The 15,678-nt window shown below is 41.2% G+C and carries 13 protein-coding genes; all 13 read left to right on the top strand.

The genetic code is table 11. From position 1 onward, the window contains the following. The first annotated feature begins 3 nt into the window (after positions 1 to 3). The 13 genes from ACQY4U_RS18210 to ACQY4U_RS18270 all read left to right on the top strand — a co-directional run bounded on the left by ACQY4U_RS18210 (position 4) and on the right by ACQY4U_RS18270 (position 15,672). On the top strand, positions 4 to 1,044 hold the full coding sequence (locus tag ACQY4U_RS18210; RefSeq protein WP_428330882.1) for a vWA domain-containing protein: 1,041 nt from the start codon (positions 4 to 6) through the stop codon (positions 1,042 to 1,044). Beyond that, on the top strand, positions 1,041 to 1,790 hold the full coding sequence (locus tag ACQY4U_RS18215; RefSeq protein ID WP_428330883.1) for a tetratricopeptide repeat protein: 750 nt from the start codon (positions 1,041 to 1,043) through the stop codon (positions 1,788 to 1,790). The genes ACQY4U_RS18210 and ACQY4U_RS18215 overlap by 4 nt, the downstream gene beginning before the upstream one ends. Before the next feature lie 16 nt (positions 1,791 to 1,806). Beyond that, the gene (locus ACQY4U_RS18220) at positions 1,807 to 3,618 is read left to right on the top strand and encodes a BatD family protein (protein WP_428330884.1); all 1,812 of its coding nucleotides are present in this window, start codon (positions 1,807 to 1,809) and stop codon (positions 3,616 to 3,618) included. Positions 3,619 to 3,622: 4 nt separating this feature from the next. Beyond that, entirely contained in the window at positions 3,623 to 4,381 is a 759-nt protein-coding gene (locus ACQY4U_RS18225) for a tetratricopeptide repeat protein (RefSeq protein WP_428330885.1), read from the top strand. An 88-nt stretch (positions 4,382 to 4,469) separates the two neighbouring features. Beyond that, positions 4,470 to 5,057, top strand: coding sequence for a TetR/AcrR family transcriptional regulator (locus ACQY4U_RS18230; protein WP_428330886.1), 588 nt, complete (start codon positions 4,470 to 4,472; stop codon positions 5,055 to 5,057). A 65-nt stretch (positions 5,058 to 5,122) separates the two neighbouring features. Beyond that, positions 5,123 to 6,673 (top strand): DHA2 family efflux MFS transporter permease subunit, encoded by a 1,551-nt coding sequence (locus ACQY4U_RS18235; RefSeq protein WP_428330887.1) that lies wholly within the window; start codon positions 5,123 to 5,125, stop codon positions 6,671 to 6,673. Positions 6,674 to 6,700: 27 nt separating this feature from the next. After that, positions 6,701 to 7,447, top strand: coding sequence for an SDR family oxidoreductase (locus ACQY4U_RS18240; protein WP_428330888.1), 747 nt, complete (start codon positions 6,701 to 6,703; stop codon positions 7,445 to 7,447). 213 nt (positions 7,448 to 7,660) lie between these two features. Further along, positions 7,661 to 8,986: an MFS transporter gene (locus ACQY4U_RS18245; RefSeq protein WP_428330889.1), complete on the top strand. Its 1,326-nt coding sequence runs from the start codon at positions 7,661 to 7,663 to the stop codon at positions 8,984 to 8,986. A 264-nt stretch (positions 8,987 to 9,250) separates the two neighbouring features. Then, positions 9,251 to 10,297: a sensor histidine kinase gene (locus tag ACQY4U_RS18250; protein ID WP_428330890.1), complete on the top strand. Its 1,047-nt coding sequence runs from the start codon at positions 9,251 to 9,253 to the stop codon at positions 10,295 to 10,297. Beyond that, on the top strand, positions 10,294 to 11,007 hold the full coding sequence (locus ACQY4U_RS18255; RefSeq protein WP_428330891.1) for a LytR/AlgR family response regulator transcription factor: 714 nt from the start codon (positions 10,294 to 10,296) through the stop codon (positions 11,005 to 11,007). The genes ACQY4U_RS18250 and ACQY4U_RS18255 overlap by 4 nt, the downstream gene beginning before the upstream one ends. Positions 11,008 to 11,114: 107 nt before the next feature. After that, complete coding sequence (locus tag ACQY4U_RS18260) at positions 11,115 to 13,874, top strand: TonB-dependent receptor (protein WP_428330892.1); 2,760 nt, start codon at positions 11,115 to 11,117, stop codon at positions 13,872 to 13,874. Further along, positions 13,865 to 14,680, top strand: coding sequence for a DUF4249 family protein (locus tag ACQY4U_RS18265; protein WP_428330893.1), 816 nt, complete (start codon positions 13,865 to 13,867; stop codon positions 14,678 to 14,680). The genes ACQY4U_RS18260 and ACQY4U_RS18265 overlap by 10 nt, the downstream gene beginning before the upstream one ends. A 149-nt stretch (positions 14,681 to 14,829) precedes the next feature. Next, the gene (locus ACQY4U_RS18270; RefSeq protein WP_428330894.1) at positions 14,830 to 15,672 is read left to right on the top strand and encodes an oxidoreductase; all 843 of its coding nucleotides are present in this window, start codon (positions 14,830 to 14,832) and stop codon (positions 15,670 to 15,672) included. The last annotated feature ends 6 nt before the right edge of the window (positions 15,673 to 15,678 follow it).

The raw sequence follows: 15,678 nt of genomic DNA on the forward strand, positions 1-15,678 counted from the left end.
TAGATGTTACGTTTTGCACATATAAATTTTTTGTGGGGGTTGTTAGCCATCCCGGTATTTTTGCTGCTTTACTTACAGGTAAGCCGGTGGAAAAAAAATGCCGTAGCTACGTTGGGCGATAAGAATGTGGTAAAACTGATGATGCCCGATGTGTCTTTTTCAAGGCCCTGGCTTAAATTCATTTTATTCATATTAGCCTACCTGTTTTTGATTGTTGGTGCAGCCGATCCGCAGATAGGCTCAAAAATGGAAGAGGAAAAACGCAAGGGAGCCGACCTGATGATTTTGCTGGATGTATCAAACAGTATGTTATCGCAGGATTTAGCGCCTAACCGTTTGGAAAGCGCCAAACGTGCCATAGCCCAGCTTATTGATAACCTGCACAGTGACCGTATTGGTATCATTGTTTTTGCAGGCGAAGCATACGTACAATTACCGGTAACAACCGATTATTCGGCAGCCAAATTGTTTCTAAATACCATCAATACCAACATGGTACCAACGCAGGGTACGGCTATAGGTTCGGCCATTACATTGGGTATGAAATCGTTTGATTTTAATAATGGCACAGGTAAGGCTATGATTATTATAACCGATGGTGAAAACCACGAGGATGATGCCGTTGAAGCCGCTAAAACAGCAACTGAAAAAGGTGTATCGGTAAATGTGATCGGGGTTGGTTCTGTTGAGGGTGCGCCTATCCCTATTTATGATAATGGCAAGCAAACGGGTTTCCATTTGGATAGCGTAGGTAAGCCGGTTATCAGTAAGCTGAACGAGGATATGGGCAAAGAGATTGCCGCCGCCGGTGGGGGTGCTTATGTAAGGGCAACCAATGCCAATAGTGGTTTAGGTATAGTGATGGATCAGATCGAAAAGATCCAGCGGAAAACAGTCGATAGTAAAAACTTTAAAGATTATGAAGACCGTTTCCAGATCTTTTTAGGCATTGCCTTTTTACTGCTGATGGTTGAGTTTTTTATCAGTAACCGTAAAAGCCAGCGGTTAAGCAATTTGAAATTATTTGAGGTGAAGAAGATATGAAGCAGTTAATTATTATCATATTATTTTTACTAAAGGGATCGTGGCTTTTTGCACAGCAGGAAAAAAGTTATATCCATAAGGGTAATGAGCTTTATCAGCAAAAAAAATATACCGAGGCCGAGGCCAGTTACCGCAAATCGGTCGAGAAAAAGAACCAGAATGTTGAGGCTAACTTTAACCTGGGTGATGCACTTTATAAACAAAAGAAATTTACCGAAGCGGGCCAGCAGTTTAACCAGCTTGCAGGCTCATCAAACAGTAAAACAGTTACTGCACAGGCTTATCATAATTTAGGGAATAGTTTGTTAGAGAATAAAAAGTTGGAAGAAAGTATTGATGCCTACAAAAAATCATTGATCAATAACCCGGCTGATAACCAAACCCGTTATAACCTGGCTTATGCACAGGAAAAACTAAAGCAGCAGCAACAGCAGGATAAAAAGAATAATAAGAACCAAAAGAACGACGATAAGAACCAGGACAAAAAAGATCAGGATAAAAAGAACCCTGATGATAAAAAACAGGATAAGAAGGATCAGGATAAAAAGGATCAGGACAAAAAAGACCAGGATAAACAAAATCAGGATAAAAAGGATCAGAAAGAAGGACAGCAACCCAATAAGCTATCAAAGGATGATGCTGAACGGATGCTTGATGCCTTGAATAATAACGAAAAGCAAACGCAGGATAAGCTAAAAAATAAAAAGCTGAAAGGCGAAAAAATGCATATCAGTAAGGATTGGTAGTTAGCTCAAATTTTAAATGAAATTAAAGTATTATATATTATCGCTTTTACTGTTCTGCACAAGTTTGCTTTATGCCGATGATATAAAATTTACGGCTACAACAAACAGAACGGAGGTAGGTACCGGCGAGCAGTTTGAAGTTACCTTTACCGTTAATGGCAACGGTGAGCGCTTCACACCGCCTGATTTTAATGGCTTCCAGGTACTTTCGGGGCCAAATGAGTCAACCAGCATGACTTCCATTAATGGTACTACAACTGTCGAAACCTCCATCAGTTATATTTTAACGCCGGTTAGGGTAGGTGTATTAACCATTGGGCCTGCTATAATGATTGTTAACGGTAAAAGCCGGGCAACCAATCCGATAAAAATTACGGCAATAAAGGGAAGGCCTTCGGCAACCAACCCGCAAGGTGGCAATGCACAAAGCGCGCCCGACAATACTATCGAACAAGGCAATACTGCCGATCTGGAAAAATCATTGTTTATAAAGGCTGTGGTAGACAAGGCTAACGTTTACCAGGGCCAACAGGTAACTTTAAGCTACCGCTTGTACACAAGGGTTGGTATTGAGCAAAGCCAGTTAGATAAGCTGCCTGATCTGAACGGTTTTTGGAGCGAAGATGTTAAAAGCCCGCAGCAGGTACAATGGCGGGTTGAAACTTATAAAGGCTTAAAATATAACGTTGCCGATATTAAACAATCCATTCTATTCCCTGAACATGCAGGCGACCTGACGATTGACCCCATGGCCATGACCTTTATTGTAAGGCAGCCCGTAAAATCTAATGATATAATGGATCAGTTCTTAGGGTCGTACAAAGAAGTAAAATATTCAGCTAAGAGTGCTCCGGTAGTTATCCATGCCAGGCCGTTGCCGCAAACTGGCAAACCGGATAGCTTTACGGGTGCGGTGGGCAGCTTTAGTATCGATGCATCCGTAGATAAAACAGAACTTAAAGCCAACGAGTCCCTGAATTATACGGTTAAAGTTACCGGCTCGGGAAATATTAAGCTGTTAAAAACTATCAGCACAAACTTTCCACCTGATTTTGAAAAGTACGATCCTAAAATAACGGATACGACCAATGAGCGCGCAGGCGGCGTTTCAGGAAGCAGGATCTATACTTATTTATTGATCCCGAGGCACCAGGGCGATTTTACTATTGATCCTATAAAGTTTTCCTATTTTAACCCTGCTACTAACAGGTATGTTACGCTTACATCAAAGGCGTTCCGTATCAGGGTTAATAAAGGCATAGCAGAAAATAATGTAACCGCCCTTGCAGGTTCGGATAAGCAGGACGTTAAAATGCTGAACAAGGATATCCGGTACATAAAAACCGGTGATGCTGAACTGAGCCAAGCCGGCGATGCGTTTTTTGGATCGTTCGGTTATTACTTGTTATTGTTTATTGGTCCTGTGCTATGTATTGCCGCCTATAATTACCGGAACCTACTCATCCGGAACAACAGCGATATAGTTAAGGTGAAAGGCCGTAATGCAGGTAAAATAGCTTTAAAGCACCTTGCTAATGCGCAAAAACAGTTAGAGTTAAACAACACACAGGCATTTTACGAAGATATATTTAAAGGCCTTTATGGCTATTTAAGCGATAAGCTGAATATACCTTATGCAAACCTCGACAGGGAAACTATAGCCTCAAATTTACAGGTAAGGGCGCTTGACACTAACGTAAGCAAACAGTTACTGGATACGCTTGACTTGTGCGAAATGGCGCGTTATGCCCCGGTTACCCATATCTCCAAACAAGAAGTGTTTGAAAAGGCAAAAGGAATTATTAACGATATTGAAAGTATAATTTAAGGCAATGAAACGGACAGTATATTTTTTCCTGATGTTTGTTTTACCATCCTTATGCTTTGGTAATAACCCGGCAGATGGCTTTTTTGCATCCGGTAATACCTTTTATGCCAAAGGGAACTATAAGGAAGCATTAGCAGCATACCAAAAAGTATTGGATGCCGGTTACCAATCAGCAGCGCTTTATTTTAACATGGGTAATGCCAGTTATAAAACTGACGACATAGCATCGGCTATATTGTATTACGAAAAGGCGCATAAACTTAACCCTGCTGATGAAGATATTAATTTTAATATCCGTTATGCCAACCTAAAAACCACCGATAAAATTGACGAGGCACCGGAGTTTTTTATTACCCGCTGGTGGAGAGGATTTATACTGGGCTTTTCGCTCAATACACTCGCTTTATTAAGTATCTTGTTTATCCTGGCTGCATCGGGGGTATTAATACTTTACTTTTTTGCAAATGCGGTCTTGCTAAAAAAAGTATCCTTTTTTAGTTCGATAGCGCTGTTCTTTGTGGGAGCCATATTTGTTTTTATAGGCAATAGGCAAACTAATTATACATCGGCTCATAAGGAAGCAATTGTATTCAGCAGCTCAACCAATGTTAAAAGCAGCCCGGTTGATAAGGCAGCCACGCTGTTTGTAATTCACGACGGTACCAAGGTGAATATATTGGACAGCAGCAACGGCTGGGCTAAAATAAAGCTGCTAAACAGCAATGAAGGCTGGATAAGGTCTGCCGATATTAAAGCAATATAAGCTTATAGTAATCCAAAAGTCATAAACCCCAGGTTTTAGTATATCCATTTGTAATTATAAGACCGATCGGTTTATATTTGTGCTTGTAATGACAAAGGCAGAAAAAACCCGGCAATTCATCATTGAAAAAGCAGCACCCATTTTTAATAAGAAGGGGATAGCAGGCACTTCAATGAGTGATATTATGGAAGCTACCAAACTGGCTAAAGGGGGATTGTACGGCAACTTTGAAAGTAAGGAAGAGATTTGTGTGGAAGCTTTTAATTATTTAAGCCAGTCGTTATCCAACAATATTTCTAAAAGTATGGAAGGTAAGATCACTGCAAAAGATAAGCTTTTTGCTTTGCTTGATTTTTACAATGGTCGCTTGCTTGAAAAGGACAATGGAGGCTGCCCCATCCTTAATTTTGGTACCGAAGCCGATGATACCAACCCGCTGATTAAACAAAAAGTAAACGAAGCGATCAACCGCTTCCAGGCGCGGATTGCAAACCTGGTTAAGCTGGGCCATGAAAATGGAGAGTTTCCTGAAACCTTTGATGCCGATAAATTTGCCGTAAAAATGTTTTCGATGATAGAAGGTGCCATATTAGTAAGCAAAGTAAAAAACAGCAGGAGCCACATGGAAATGGTAATTGATATGCTTAAGGCCGAAATTGAACAAAATAAAAAATAAGTTTTTTTTTGATTTAAATAAGACCGTTCGGTCTTATTTAGGGGGTATAATAACAGAAAATAGAAATGAGTGGTTTGAGAAGAAAATTATTGATAATAACCGTGTTGCTTGCCGCGGTAATGGAGCTGATAGATACCACCATTGTAAACGTAGCCCTATCGCACATGAGCGGCAACCTCGGCGCTACGCTCGAAGACACTACCTGGGTAATTACATCATACGCTATAGCTAATGTTATCATTATTCCGCTAACTAGTTTTTTAACCACAAAATTAGGTCGCCGCAATTATTATATAGGTTCAATTATCCTTTTTGTGGTCTGTTCTTTTATGTGTGGCAGCTCAACCACTATATGGACACTGGTATTTTTCCGCTTTTTACAGGGACTTGGCGGCGGGGCTTTACTTTCAGTTTCGCAGGCCGTTATTTTTGAGTTGTTCCCCAAGGAAAAGCAAGGCGTTGCCAGTGCAATATTTGGTATAGGCGTATTTATAGGGCCAACTATAGGGCCAACAATGGGCGGTATCATTACCGAAAACTATTCATGGCCTTTAATATTTTATATCAATATCCCCATCGGTATAATGGCAGCAACCTCCTGTTATTTTTTACTGACAGAACCTGTCATCAAAACAAAGGTGCAAAATGTAGACTGGACGGGTATAGCGCTGCTGGCCATAGGGATAGGATCATTACAAACCGTTTTAGAAAGGGGCCAAACAGAAGATTGGTTTGCAACCGGTTATATAACCCTGCTTACTGTTACCGCTATAATAGCGCTAACCGCATTTATTTTGTGGGAACTGCATATTGAGCACCCGGTAGTAAACCTGCGTGTTTTTAAAAGCAAAACCCTAAGCGTGGCCGCAATACTAACCTTTATTACGGGGATAGGTATGTTTACCTCTATATTTCTGACACCTGTAATAGCACAGCGCCTGCTTGGTTTTACACCCACGCAAACCGGGCTGTTACTTTTACCCGGCGCTATAATTGCCATTTTAGGATTAATGGTATCCGGTAAGCTTTTGCAGCGGGGCGTATCACCCCTAATAATTATAACCGCAGGTTTCTTTTGCTTTATATTTTTTAACTGGAACATGTTCCGGATGGATCTGGATACTTCGGCCTATACCATTACGCTAAACCTGATCTTCAGGGCATTGGGGATGGCATTTTTAACGGTGCCCTTAACTATGTTAGCCATATCATCCTTAGCACCGAAGGATATACCGCAGGGAGCATCGTTAAATAATATGATGCGCCAGCTTGGAGGCTCATTCGGCATCTCCATAGTAAACACCTATTCGGCAAGGCGGGTGGCATCGCACCGGGTTGATCTTATATCGCACATAACAAATAATAATCCCTTAACTATAGATCGTATCAATTCATATACCGCTTATTTTATGCTTAAGGGAATTGCCTGGGACAACGCCCGGTTAAAAGCAATGGGAATGATTGATGCTGCTGTGGTAAAGCAGTCAACCTTGTTAAGCTATACCGATGCCTATTTTATGATAGGGATTTTATTTGCCGTAACGCTTCCGTTGCTGTTGTTTGTGGTTGGTGGCCCTAAAATTACCGCACCTAAAGTAATCGTATCAGATCATTAATTAAATAACAATAAAACAAATAATAAAATGAATATAACAAACAAAACTATACTGATAACCGGTGGTGGTTCAGGTATTGGCTTAGCAGCAGCAAAATTATTGAGCGAAAAAGGTAACAAAGTAATTATTACCGGCAGAACAGAAGACAAGCTTCAAAAGGCAGTTGCAAAACTGAATAATGTAAGCTACATAACATTCGATGTTAACAACGAAGATGCCATTGATGGGGTGATCAACAAACTAAACAACGAGTTTGGCGGTCTTGATATATTGGTTAATAACGCCGGATCAGCATCTTATTATTCACTTGGCGAAAACGCAAACGCGTATGATAAAGCTGCTGCCGAGATCCAAACCAATTACCTTTCAATTATCAGGCTCACTGAAAAATTGCTCCCGGTATTAAGTAAATCAAAAGAGGCGGCTATTGTTAACGTAACCTCGATAGTAGCATTTGTGCCGGGTATTAATATTCCTACTTATTCGGCAAGTAAAGCAGCTTTACATTCATATACACAGGCATTGCGTTATACTTTAGCCAAAACAACTGGTATCAAGGTTTTTGAATTGATGCCTCCATTGGTAAATACTGAATTCTCTGCTGAAATTGGTGGCGAGAACGGTATCCCTCCCGAAGTGGTGGCACAAGGCCTGGTAGAAGGCTTTGAAAATGACGAATACGAATTACACATCGGGCAAACAGCCAACCTGTATAAATTATATTTATCATCGCCCGAAGAAGCCATGAATCACTTGAACCAGGGCAGAGAATAATATCCCATCATTTTAAAAAATAAAACGAGGTTGTCTCTGTGTTTCTTTGTGAACTCTGTGGTTAATTTTATCACGGAGTTCACAAAGATTAATACACAAAGGGCACAACACTAAATATTATTGGCTGCCTTTTTCTGAAACGGGTTTTCGAGATAGCCCCGTTTTATTTTTTATCCTTGAGCTCAAATATTTTTATATATTTTTAGCACCTCAATGGAAGCTAAGAACAATAAAAAAACGATCTGGGCCTGGTGTATGTTTGATTGGGCCAATCAATCGTACAATATGGTTATCACCTCAACCATATTTCCGGCCTATTATGTGGCCATAACCGCAAATGAAAAAAACGGCAATATGGTTACCTTTTTTGGGCACCGGTATGTAAATACAGTCTTGTCAACCTATATCCTTGGGCTGTCATACTTAATCGTAGTTGCTTTGCTGCCCATACTTACCTCCATTGCCGATTACCGGGGTAATAAAAAGCTTTACTTACAAATGTTTACCTGGTTAGGTAGTTTAGCCTGCGCTGGGTTATTCTTTTTTAAACCCGGCGGCCCCTTAGAGATCCCGATGATCTGTTTTGGCCTGGCCTCTATTGGCTATTGCGGTGGCTTTGTATTTTATAATTCCTACTTACCACAAATAGCCTCGGTTGATCAGCAGGATGCTGTGAGCGCCAAAGGTTTTATATATGGCTTTATAGGCAGCATAGTGGTACAGATATTGTGTTTCATCGTCGTGTTGTCGCCCAAAACATTTGGTATTACTGATGATGCCCTGCCTGCCCGTATTTCGTTTTTAATTGTATTTGCCTGGTGGATAGGGTTCGCTATTATTCCTTTTAAATTATTGCCAAAAGGTACGCCGAATGCCGGTGCCCACACTTATAATGTACTAACAGGCGGGTTTAAAGAATTAGCCAAAGTTTTTGGAAAGATAAGGCAGATGCCGCTTTTAAAGCGATTTCTATCGGCCTTCTTTTTTTACTCGGTGGGGGTACAAACTATTATGCTGGTGGCTGCGAACTTTGCTGCCAAGGAACTGCACATGCCTGATGATTCATTGATCACCATTATATTAATCATTCAATTATTAGCAGTGGTTGGGGCCATAATTACATCTAAATCATCGGCTAAATATGGTAATGTAAAAACGCTTATCGGCCTGGTAACCATCTGGACCTTGCTTTGCTGCGGGGTTTATTTTGTTGCCAATGCTAACCAGTTTTATGTTGCGGCAGTAGTTGTTGGTTTGGTGATGGGAGGGGTGCAATCATTATCGCGCTCAACCTACTCAAAATACCTGCCCGAAAATATCCCGGATACAGCATCCTATTTTAGCTTTTATGATGTTACCGAAAAAACATCAATTGTAGTGGGCTTGTTCTGCTTTGGGTTTGTTGAATCATGGACACATGAAATGCGCGATTCGGCCCTGGCGCTTGATTGCTTCTTTTTTATCGGCTTAATATTACTGATTGTTTTAAACAGCGCCGAAAAGAAAGCTGCCAAAAGCAAAGTATTGGATTTAGCCTGATTTCTTTCACCATTAAAGTATCTTCATTTTAAAATACTTTAGTTCACTGCAAAGCACCCGTTTTGCAGTGAATTATAATGCTTTTATCCACACGCGCATTATTACACTGATAAAGGTTAAATAGTGTTAAATAAGCACGCTAAGGGCTTTTACAGCTAAAACATCAAACAATTTATAGCGATAATTGCAGCAGTCATCGGCACAAGTGCTCCTTTGGTCGATTGTTTGGATCTCTGCTTTTCGCAATAAGTTACCTTAGTTAACATGATTAAACGGTTAAAGCCTGCTGTAATTATTGAAGTATTATTACACCTGCTGTTTTGGGCATTTATAACCGTTTTACCCATTTTATCGCGCCCTTATGAAAATGCAGCATTCCGGCTCATCTTTCCATTCTGGCATTTGATACTCATCAATGTTTTATTGGCCGTACAGTTTTACCTCAATGCATTTTTACTGATCCCTGTTGTACTAAACAAAAACAAAAATATCTGGCTGTATTTTGCCTTGCTGCTGTTAGCCTTTATTTCGCTCGATCTGATCATTATCCACACCCGGCCTGTAATGCAGTTCCCCAGGTTAAGGGCAATGTATGGGCTGCCGCCACGGCCACCCTTTTTTGCCAATTTTAATTTGCTGCCTTTAACAGCCATTACCGCAGCCGGTTTTGCTTACCGTTACCTTGCCGATCAGTTCAGGGTGATCAATAATAAGCGCGAGATAACAAATGCAGCTCTGGTTTCGGAGCTGGCATTTCTGCGGTCGCAGATCAGTCCGCATTTTATTTTTAACGTGATAAACAGCGTGGTAGCCTTATCAAGGTTAAACCCGGTTGCGGTTGAGCCCACCCTGATACAACTCTCCAAACTGTTGCGCTACATGCTGTACATAACTGATGAAGAGAAAGTTACCATGCAGCAAAAAACGGATTACCTGGGCAGTTATATTGAGCTGCAACGCTTACGTTTTCGCGACCAGGTAACCGTGAATTTTAATTTCGATGTTACCGAGCCTGAAAAGACGATTGAGCCCATGCTTTTGATCCCATTTGTTGAAAATGCCTTTAAGTACGGTACCGGCGATGTTACCGCCCCGGTTATTGACATCAGCTTAAAAGCAAACAATAAATTACTTGATTTTAAAGTGCAAAACACCTATAACCCTAATGAGCCCTACAAGGATGAAAATCACGGTATAGGCCTGAATAATGTAAAACGACGGTTGGAACTGCTGTATCCAAACAAACACAGCCTGCTTATAACCCAGGCTGATAATATTTATAAAGTTAACCTGCAAATACAATTAAAATGATGCGATGTCTACTCATTGATGACGAACCACTGGCGCTTGATCTGATAGAAGATAATTTAAAACAAGCAAACTACATAAGCATTGTAGGGCGCTGCCGCACCGCCAGCGATGCATTGGCCATATTGCAGACGGAACAGATAGATCTGTTGTTTTGTGACATACACATGCCGGGCCTTAATGGCTTGCAATTGGTTAAAAGTTTGGTAACCAAACCAATGGTGATATTTGTAACCGCTTATGAAAAATTTGCCATTGATGGCTTTGAGCTTGATGTAATTGATTATTTGGTAAAGCCCGTTCCCCTGGAACGTTTTTTAAAGGCTTGCCAAAAGGCCTATAAACTATTTGAACTCCATAAAGGCCTGGGTGAGCAGGTGGCTGTAAAAAAGAGCCATATTTTTATTCATGCTGATTATAATTTGGTGAAAGTGAGCTTTGATGATATTGAATATGTTGAGGGCCTGAAAGATTATGTAAAGATCATTCTGGCTAACCAGCAGCGGCCGGTAATATCACGTACCAGTATTAAAGCGCTGGAGCTGCAATTGCCCAATGATACATTTTACAGGGTGCATAAATCCTATTTAATAAATGTTGATTATGTGCAGCAAATACGCCGTGGCAAAATAAAAACCCTGAACGCCGAACTGCCCCTGAGCGATAGCTATCGTGATGTTATCAATAAAATGATAGGGAAGGAGACAGTTTAGCAACTACACATTTGGTGGTTTCATCTGCACAATGGCACTGCTTATCTCATTTATTTCTCATCCTTACAAACAAGCAGCAAATTCGGTGCAGACAGAAACGAATCCGGATGAAGAAACTATTACTGATACTTGTTATTGCCGGGGTTGCCAATGGGGCGTTGGCACAACAAACCCAAAAAATTCTTAAAAAAAGCACGGTAGACAAACTCTTTACCTGCCCGCTCGACCTGATGCTGGATACCCTATCCATGACCTACCATCTGAATATTGTTTTTGAGCGAGATTCATTACATTCAATGGATATTGTGGAACACTTTTTTAACGAACCCCTAAAAAGTGTGCTTGATAAAGTGTGCAGCGCAAACGATCTGCATTATTGGATAGAAAGCGATGGCTCCATCTACGTGCTGCAAAATACCGATGATCTGGACAGGCTGAAAAAACTAAACCGGATAAAGCAAACCGGATCAGGCGCTATAAAGGCTTTTGCGCTCGAACCGCCTAAAGGGCCGCCAACGCATTTTATGTTCACCATAAGCGGCAGAGTTGTAGATCAAAACTCTGGCGAATCATTGCCATCGGCATCCATCAGGATCCGCAATACCGATCTCATGGCTACGGCAAATACCGATGGCAACTTTACCATATTTAATATACCATCTGATACCTGCGTGGTTGAAGTTTCGTATTCTGGCTATCAGCCCGATTATGTAAGGCTTAACGCTAAAAACATTAACAATGTATTGGTTTTGAGCATGTTTAAATCGCTCAATACGCTTAACGAGGTAACCATTATGGGTAAAAAGAGCGGCGTAATGAATACCGATACCAAAAAGGTTGGAGTGTTACAATTATCGCCGGCTAATCTTGATAAGCTACCAAGTTTAGGTGAAAAAGATATTATGCGCGCCTTTCAGCTGATGCCGGGCGTGGGGGCAACTAATGAGTCCTCATCAGGGGCTTATGTGCGCGGTGGTACACCCGATCAGAACTTGGTGGTGTTTGATGGCTTTACCATTTACCAGGTAGATCACCTTTATGGTTTTTTCAGCGCCTTTAACAGCAATGCAGTTAAGGATGTGCAATTGTATAAGGGAGGTTTTTCATCACAGTATGGCGGCAGGCTCTCCAGCGTAACCGAAATTAACGGCAAGGATGGCAATAAGAACGAAGCCAATTTTGGGGTCGATCTTAGTTTGCTGAGCATTAACTTATTTGCCGAAACGCCTATAAATGATAAATCATCCTTATTAGTTGCATTCCGCCGATCATACCAGGGGCCCCTGTACGATAAGATATTTAAACAGTTCAATACCTCTACGGCTACCGGCGGTGGCGGCCCGGGTGGAGGAGGCCCCGGCAGAGGCTTTGGCGAATCAACAACACCAGCCTCGCATTTTTATGATGCTGATGTGAGGTATACTTACCATTTAGATAAAAGTAACTCCTTATCGTGGAGCTTTTACAGCGGAACTGATGAAACCAATAACAGCCGTAAATTGGATATACCATCGTTCCTGAGTTCAAATACCAGTGATATTAATATTACCGACTATACCAAATATGGTAATTTAGGTACAAGTGTAAAATGGTTCAGCCAATGGAGCCCTAAGTTGCATTCAAATACTTACCTCACCTATTCATCTTACTTTAATGATCGTAACCGGACAAATTCAGGTACCATAACCGATAGCGACGGCGATGAAAAAGCATTCAGCAATGGTACCATTGAGAATAATGATCTGAAAGATATTGGCGTAAAATCTGAATGGGAATGGCAGCTGAGCAATAAATTAAAACTCCTATACGGTGGTTTCGGCACGCACGAGAAAATAAACTATACCTATACTCAAAACGATACCAGTAAGCTGATAGACCAGCACAATATGGCATTTTTAGGCGGTGCTTATGCCGAACTGGAGATTGATCCTAATAATAAGCTGCATTTACAGCCGGGTATGCGCACCACATGGTTTCAGCCAACCGGTAAAATATATTACGAGCCGCGCTTTTCTGCAAGTTATGTGCTGAGCGATAACTATACATTGAAAGCAGCAACAGGCCAGTTTTACCAGTTTATGAACGAAGTTACCCGCGAGGATGTAGTAAACGGAAACCGTAATTTTTGGGTGCTGGCTAACAACAGCAATATCCCTGTAAGTATGTCGAGACATTTTATGGGTGGTATCAGCTACGAGAACGACCAGTTTTTGATTGATGTGGAGGGTTATTACAAAACCCTCTCGGGCTTAACTCAATACTCTATCAGGCAAACCGGGTTTGAGCCCAGGAGTGGGGGCACAACATCCATTGAGCAGGATTTTTATACCGGAAGCGGCTATGCAAAAGGTATTGAAATTTTATTGCAGAAAAAACTGGGCCGATACACCGGCTGGTTAGGCTATACCCTTGCTGATGCTGAGAATAAGTTTGCCATTTATGGTAACAACTATTACCCGGCCGATCAGGACATAAGGCATGAGTTTAAGGCCATAAACATGTACCACTACTACCGCTGGAATTTCTCAGCTGTGTTTATATTCAGCACCGGGCACCCGTATACTGCGCCGCTATCAACCTATACTATTACCAATGCCGATGGTAATACCACCACATCATACAATGTTGGCGGTAAAAATGCAGAGCGCCTGCCTGATTATCACCGCCTTGACCTCTCCGCCACTTACGATCTGATCAAGATAAACGGTAATAAAGTTGGCAGTATAGGTTTATCGCTATTTAACGTGTATAACCATACCAATATTTGGTACCGCGAATATCAGCTGCAAAACAATGCAGCAATTACAACCGATGTTAATTATTTAGGCTTTACACCTAACCTAACACTTAGCTTAAGATGGAAATAAGAAAATCACCCCTGAAGTATATATTGCTGTTATGCCTACTAACCGGAATCGTTATAGCATCGTGCAAAAAACAAAATGTTGATACCACTACGGTGAACCTACCTGTTGTTTCAGCTTATTTAATACCCGGTCAATCCATCAGCGTTAAACTTTATAAGCAAAAGGATTTAACCGATACCGCCGTGTATGGCTCTCCAATAACAGGGCAGCAGCTTTCACTGTCTGATGGCAGCAGCACTGTTAAGCTAACGGAATCAGCCAAGGGTACTTATACCTACAGCGATCTGAGTTTTTTGGTAGCTGGTAAAACCTACACGCTTACTTTTAATTACCTGACTTTTGCCGTATCGGCAAAAACAGTAATGCCGGCCAAGCCTCAAAACTTTGCTACCCAGTATACGGGTATTACGGTTACTTCATCATCAAGCGGGCCAAACAGTACCCTTGATACTTTAGACCGGATGACCTGGAGCAACCCCGACTCATTAAATCATATCCTTGTTTTTAATAACGACGATGGGATTGCCTTCTCCTTAAATAGTTTCGGCAACAACAGCAAGCCTAATTTTGAGGTTAACACCAATCAAAAATCAGTGTATTATATAACACCTAATATTTTCCCTTACTATGGGCATTATCATGTAGTGCTGCTAAGTGTTAACCAGGAATATATTGATCTGTTAAAAAGTAATACCAGCAGTGCCAACTCCAATAACCTGTCAAACACACCAACAAATATTGTTAACGGTTACGGAATTTTTACAGCCATGCAATCAGACACGCTTAAGTTTAATGTGCTTGATTAAATCTATTATAGCTATGTGGGCAGATATTAAACTTGCCTGACAAACAATTAGCGCCTTTACTGTTTCTTAGTAAAGTAAAATGTAGCAAAACCTCTGTACCCAAAAACTATAGGTACAGAGGTTTTGTATTTATCATTAAAACAATAATTATGAAAGATAAGGTTTGGTTTATAACCGGTTGCTCTACCGGGTTTGGCAGGGAACTGGCTAAAGAAGTTTTAGAGGCTGGCTATAAGGCTGTAATTACAGCACGCAAAACAGCAGATATTGAAGATATTGCCAACGAGTACAAGGATACATCAATTGCCCTTACGCTGGATGTTACCAAAGCCGGTGATATTGAAAAAGCGGTAGCCGATGCTGTTAAACATTTTGGTAAAATTGATGTGCTGGTAAATAGTGCCGGCATAGGCTATTTTGGTGCGATAGAAGAAAGTGAAGATGATGAAGTGCGCCGGATGTTTGAAATTAACTTTTGGGGACTTGCCAATGTAACCAAAGCTATTTTACCAATTATGCGTAAACAACGCAGCGGACACATTTTAAATGTGGCATCAATAGGCGGGCTGGTTGGTTTCCCGGCGGTAGGTTTTTATAATGCTACCAAGTTTGCGGTAGATGGTTATTCGGATGCATTATCAAAAGAAGTAGCGCCATTGGGTATTAAAGTTACGGTGATTTGCCCGAGTGGTTTCCGTACCGATTGGGCAGGTCGATCAGCCAATAACAGCAAAATTGTTATTGACGATTACAAAGCAACAGCCGAAACCAACAAGAACACCATACGCGGCTACAGCGGTAACCAACCCGGCGACCCTGTACGCGCAGCAAAAGCTATTGTAAAGGCTGTTGAAACAGAAAACCCACCATTGCACTTATTGTTAGGTGTTGCTGCCTTAAAGGGCGGCCGTAACAAGCTTGAAGTTTTGAAAAAGGATTTTGATGCCTGGGCGGAAGTAACCGAAGGTGCCGATTTCCCGAAAGGGCAATAAGGTAAG

Source organism: Mucilaginibacter sp. (assembly GCF_965277465.1).
In the GTDB taxonomy this organism is placed as follows: domain Bacteria; phylum Bacteroidota; class Bacteroidia; order Sphingobacteriales; family Sphingobacteriaceae; genus Mucilaginibacter.